This window comes from Sporocytophaga sp., from assembly GCF_017745095.1.
GTDB lineage: Bacteria > Bacteroidota > Bacteroidia > Cytophagales > Cytophagaceae > Sporocytophaga.
In genome coordinates this window covers 1-5,899 of record NZ_JAGHZZ010000047.1, presented here as the reverse complement: position 1 = coordinate 5,899, position 5,899 = coordinate 1, and the positions used below count along the sequence as shown (strand labels likewise).

The 5,899-nt window shown below is 36.8% G+C and carries 2 protein-coding genes; both read left to right on the top strand.

The genetic code is table 11. The annotated features are described in order from the left end of the window. The coding region (locus J7604_RS26060) for a phosphopantetheine-binding protein (RefSeq protein ID WP_293903261.1) at positions 1-745 on the top strand (745 nt) is incomplete at its 5' end. Further along, the coding region (locus tag J7604_RS26055) for a non-ribosomal peptide synthetase (protein WP_293903258.1) at positions 745-5,899 on the top strand (5,155 nt) is incomplete at its 3' end. The genes J7604_RS26060 and J7604_RS26055, both read left to right, overlap by 1 nt.

Here is a 5,899-nt window from a genome sequence, read left to right as displayed (position 1 = left end):
CCAATTAAGCTCGGAGAAATTTATAGAAAACCCATTTGTAAAAGGAGGGCGCATGTACCGCAGCGGCGATATTGGCCGCTGGCTTGCTGAGGGGCGCATGGAATATCTTGGCAGAAAGGACGAGCAGGTTAAGATCAGAGGTTACCGAATAGAGACCGGTGAGATCGAGAGCGTGCTTCAGGGGCACCCGGGTATTGCCCTGAGCGCCGTAGTGGCGCAAAGCAGCGGTGAAGGCGATAAAGAACTGGTGGCTTATCTGGTAGGCAAAGAGCAGGATAACACGCTGGATGTCTCAGATATCCGCGCCTACTTATCGGCCCAGCTGCCATCCTATCAGGTGCCTTCCCATTATATGCAGCTCGAGGCGCTTCCGCTGACCGCCAACGGAAAGCTGGACAAAGCCCAGCTTCCTTCCATAGACGGCCTTGGGACCCTGAGAAGCCATCAGTATGTGGCCCCAAGAACCCAAAGCGAGAAACAGCTGGCAGCGATCTGGGAAGAAATCCTAAACAGGGAACAAATCGGGGTACATGACGATTTCTTTGATCTGGGCGGACATAGTTTGAAAGCAATCCAATTGATGGCAAGAATAAACAAAAGCTTTGATGTTGATCTTGGATTACCCCTATTGTTTAATAACCCAAATATTGAAAGTCTCTCAAATGAAATTGACAATACCTATTGGGCTAGTAATGAGATTGTAGAAGTAGATGCAGATAGTAACCTTGAAAATTTTTCTATATAATGGCAGCAGAGTTATATTCAAAGTTGAAAAAACTTAAAGTAGTAGTGCAATTAGTTGATGACCGAATTGATTTGCAAGCTCCTAAAAATGTTTTAAATGCAGCGTTATTAAATGAAATCAAAGAAAATAAAGAAGCTTTAAAAGAGCTGTTAATTTCTTATAAGAATAATAACAAGAAGCATACTTATATAGAGCAAGTTAATGCTGAGGATAATTACGTGTTATCCTCAGCACAACATCGACTCTGGATTTTAAGCCAGTTTGAAGAGTCGAATACTGCTTATAATGTACCCGGAGCATATGCCTTTACTGGTAATTTAAATATTGAAGCCCTAAGAAATGCATTTACGGCATTGATAGATCGTCATGAAATTTTAAGAACGGTATTTAAAGAAAATGATCAGGAAGAGGTGAGACAATTTATTCTGTCTTCTGCGGAAACCGGATTTAATTTAGAGTATAAAGATTTTCGTCAGGAAACGCAACAACAGGAATTGATTGAAAAAGAAGTTCAATCTGTTTTTACGCGTCCTTTTGATCTTGAAAATGGACCGATGTTACGTGCCGAAATTTATCAAACTAAAACAAATCAATTTGTATTTGCTTATGCAATGCATCACATTATTAGTGATGGCTGGTCGATGGGTATCTTTATAAAAGAACTATTATTTTTATACAACAACCTTATTGAATCAAAAGCAGCAATTTTACCACCTTTAAGAATTCACTATAAAGATTATAGTGTATGGCAAAAATCAGAGCTAAAAGCTGAAGGAGTAAAGGGACATAAAACATACTGGCTAAAACAATTTGAAGGAGAATTACCGGTTTTTGACTTGTTGCCAGGTTTAATAAGACCTTCGCTTCAGACCTATAATGGTGGTTCGGTATTTAAAAAAATTGATACAGCAACCAGTTTGGGTCTAAAAAAAATAAGCCAGGATCAGGGAGCAACCCTGTTTATGGCAGCAATGACTTTAGTAAATACTTTACTCTATCGTTACAATAATCAGGGAGATATTGTTATTGGTACTCCAATGGCAGGAAGAGAACATTCTGATTTAGAAAATCAAATTGGATTTTACATCAATACACTGGCATTAAGAACACGTTTCAATAGTGACGACAGTTTTGTAAGTCTATTAAAAAAGGTACAGGAAATAACTCTTGGAGCTTATGAGCATCAGATTTATCCCTTTGATGAATTAGTTGATTCATTAAATCTACAGCGCGATATGAGCAGAAATCCGCTGTTTGATGTAATGGTAACGGTACAGCACAATGAATCAAAACAAGGCGGCGAGACAAATTTAGGCGATCTTCAGGTTAGTCCATACCAGGGAAACACTGCGGTAATAAGTAAGTTTGACTTTACTTTTAATTTTACAGATTTAGGAAACGAATTATCTTTCGATTTAGAATATAATTCAGATATCTATTCAGAAGAAATGGCCACTCAGTTGGCAGATCATTTAGTTGAGTTAATGAAAACGGTCGTTAAAAAACCAACTTTAGAAATACTTAAATTAGAGTACCTTACTGAATCAGAAAAAGAAAATCTTCTTGTAAAATTTAATAATACGGCAGTTAATTATCCACAGGATAAAACTGTAATTGATTTGTTTGAAGAACAAGTATTAGTATCTCCTGACAGTATTGCACTGATTTTTGAAGAAAAGGAATTTAGTTATAATGATTTGAACAAAAAATCAAATCAGCTGGCCCATTATTTAAGAGATAATTATAAGGTTAAACCAAATGAATTAATTGGGGTTGAATTAGAAAAAAGTGAATGGGCTGTTATTTCGATTCTTGCTGTGTTAAAGAGTGGTGCGGCCTATGTGCCAATCGATCCGATTTATCCAAAGGATAGAAAAGAGTATATGTATGAAGACAGTAGATGCAAATTGATACTGGATGAGAAAGAGCTGAAAAAAATTAAAGATCAAATAGGAAATTATAGTATTGAAAATTTAAATGTCGTAAATATACCAAATGATTTAGCTTATCTAATCTATACTTCTGGGACAACAGGTAATCCAAAAGGAGTGATGATTGAACACAATTCACTTTTTGATTATGTCTGTACTTTTGAAAGAATATTTCAAATAAACAGAAGTGACAGGTTTATCCAACAGTCTTCTTTTTCTTTTGATACACATATTGAAGAGATTTACCCGGTTTTGATTAAAGGCGGAATTATACTTATGGGTAGAAATGGAGGACAGGATATACAGGAATTACAAACACTGATAGAAGAAAAAGGTGCAACTATTATAAGCACAACGCCATTAGTGTTTAGCGAATTAAATAATTGCAATTTAAACCTGTCTAATCTAAGGTTAATGATTAGCGGAGGAGATGTATTTAATGCTTCTTATGTCAGTAATTTTTTGAATAAAATAGAGATTTACGACAGTTATGGACCAAGTGAATCTACGGTATGTTGTACCTATTATAAAATTACAAATACAGAAAAATCAGGGATTATAGGGAAGCCAATCTATAATCGAAATATTTATATACTGAATGATTACAATCAAATAGCACCTATTGGAGTTAAAGGTGAAATATGTATTGGAGGAACCGGTTTAGCCCGTGGTTATTTTAACAAGCCAGAATTAACAGCTGAGAAATTTGTTCATAATCCCTTTAAAGATGGAGAGAGAATGTACAAAACAGGAGATCTAGGAAGATGGCTTTCGGATGGAACTATTCAGTTTCTGGGAAGAAAAGATGATCAGGTTAAAATAAGAGGTTACCGAATTGAATTAGGCGAAATTGAAAATGTATTGCAGGGACATTCCGATATTGAATCGAATGTAGTAATTGCTGTTAATCAGGAAAATGGACAAAAGGAACTAGTAGCTTATATTGTAAGCAAAGAAGTTTTGAATTCGTCTACTCTGCAAGTTTATCTCAATACCAAATTGCCCAAATATATGATTCCATCTCATTTTGTACAGATGGAACAATTGCCGCTTACCTCTAATGGAAAAATCGATAAAAGAAAATTACCTGCATCTAATTTTGTAAATATAGAAAGTGGTATTGAATACGTTGCACCTCGCAATGAAACTGAAGAAAAACTATTGGCCATCTGGCAAGAAGTTTTAAAAAAGGATAAAATTAGTGTAAAGGATAATTTTTTTGATCTTGGAGGGCAAAGTATAAGTGCCACCCGTTTGTCAATGCAAATTCATAAAACATTTAATAACAAGCCTGCATTAAAAGATCTTTTTACATTTTCGGTATTGGAAGAACAAGCAAAATGGATTCAGGAGTCAAAAACAATATCATATGACAATATTCCTGTTGTTCCGACTGCAAAAGATTACGCTTTATCCGCAGGACAAAAACGCTTATGGATATTAAGCCAGTTCGCAGAAACCAGTTCGGCTTATAATATGCCTGGAGTGTATGTTTTTACAGGAGATTTAAATATCGATGCCTTAAGAAATGCATTTGCCGTATTGATTAATCGCCATGAGATTTTAAGAACCGTTTTTAAGCAAAATGATCAGGAAGAAGTGCGGCAATTTATACTTCCTTCTGATGAAACAGGATTTAATTTAGAATACAAAGACCTTCGTGAAGCCCCACAAAAGAAAGAATTGTTGGAGAAAGAAGTGCAGCGTATGTTTGCCCTTCCATTTAATTTGAAAAAGGGATCTTTGCTTCGTGCAGAAGTGTATCAAACAGAAGCGAACCAGTTTGTATTTGCCTATGCCATGCACCACATCATTAGCGATGGCTGGTCAATGGGCGTATTAATAAAAGAATTACTTTATTTATACAACAATGCCGATTCCCAGACGTCAGTTTTATCTCCATTGCCAATCCAATACAAAGACTACAGTGCCTGGCAGAATGAGCATTTAAATGTAGAGGACACCAGAGGACACCAGTTCTATTGGCTGAATCAGTTTGAAGGCAGCCTTTCGGTTTTAGAATTAGGACAGGGCAAAACCAGACCAGAAATCCAGACTTATAATGGAGGCATTGTCTATAAAACCATCCCCTCAGCAACCAACCTTGGCATAAAGAGAATCAGTCAGGAACAGGGCGGAACCCTTTTTATGGGATTATTGGCCCTTGTCAATACCTTATTGTACAGATATAGCAATCAGGAAGATATTATTATCGGAAGCCCTATTGCAGGCAGAGAACATGCTGATTTAGAAAATCAAATCGGTTTTTATGTCAATACACTGGCTTTGCGAACCCGATTTAAAGGCGAAGATAATTTTCTTGAATTATTAAAGCGCGTAAAAGAAGTAACCCTTGGGGCTTACGAACATCAGATTTATCCCTTTGATGAATTGGTTGATTCACTGGATATGCAACGTGATATGAGCAGAAACCCACTTTTTGATGTGATGGTAATGCTGCAAAATCAGGATTCCAACCCAGAGAACGAGTCCACGTTAGGAGAACTTCAGGTGAGCGCTTACCAGGGCAGCACAGCAGTAATCAGTAAATTTGATTTTACCTTTAACTTTGAGGATTCAGGCGAAACATTACAAGTTAGCTTAGAGTATAATTCAGATATTTACAGTGCCGAAATAGCAGACCAGTTATTGAGCCATCTGGTTCATTTAATGAATGCTGTGATCGAAAAACCAACCCTTGCAATACGTCAGCTAAACTACTTAAGCGATGCTGAAAAAGAACAACTTTTAGTCACTTTTAATGCTACCCAAAGCCCTTATTCGGCAGATAAAACCATTATCAACCTTTTAGAAGAGCAGGTATCTAAAACCCCCGATTCAATTGCACTTGTTTATCAGGACAAGACATTTAGTTACAGCCAGCTTAATGCAAAAGCCAACCAGTTTGGTCATTACCTTCGAGACAAACACGGAGTTAAACCCGAAGACCTCATCGGTATAAAATTAGAGCGAAACGACTGGATGCTGGTAGTCTTACTGGGAATATTAAAATCAGGCGGCGCTTATTTGCCTATCGATATGGATTATCCATCCGAGAGAATCGCCTATATGCTGGCCGACAGCAAATGCAAACTGCTTATAGATGATGCTGTTCTGGAAGAATTTAAAAAAGAAGTAAAAGATTTAAGCACAGAGAATTTAAGTACCGTAAATACCGTACACAATCTGGCTTACGTTATCTATACTTCCGGCTCTACAGGAA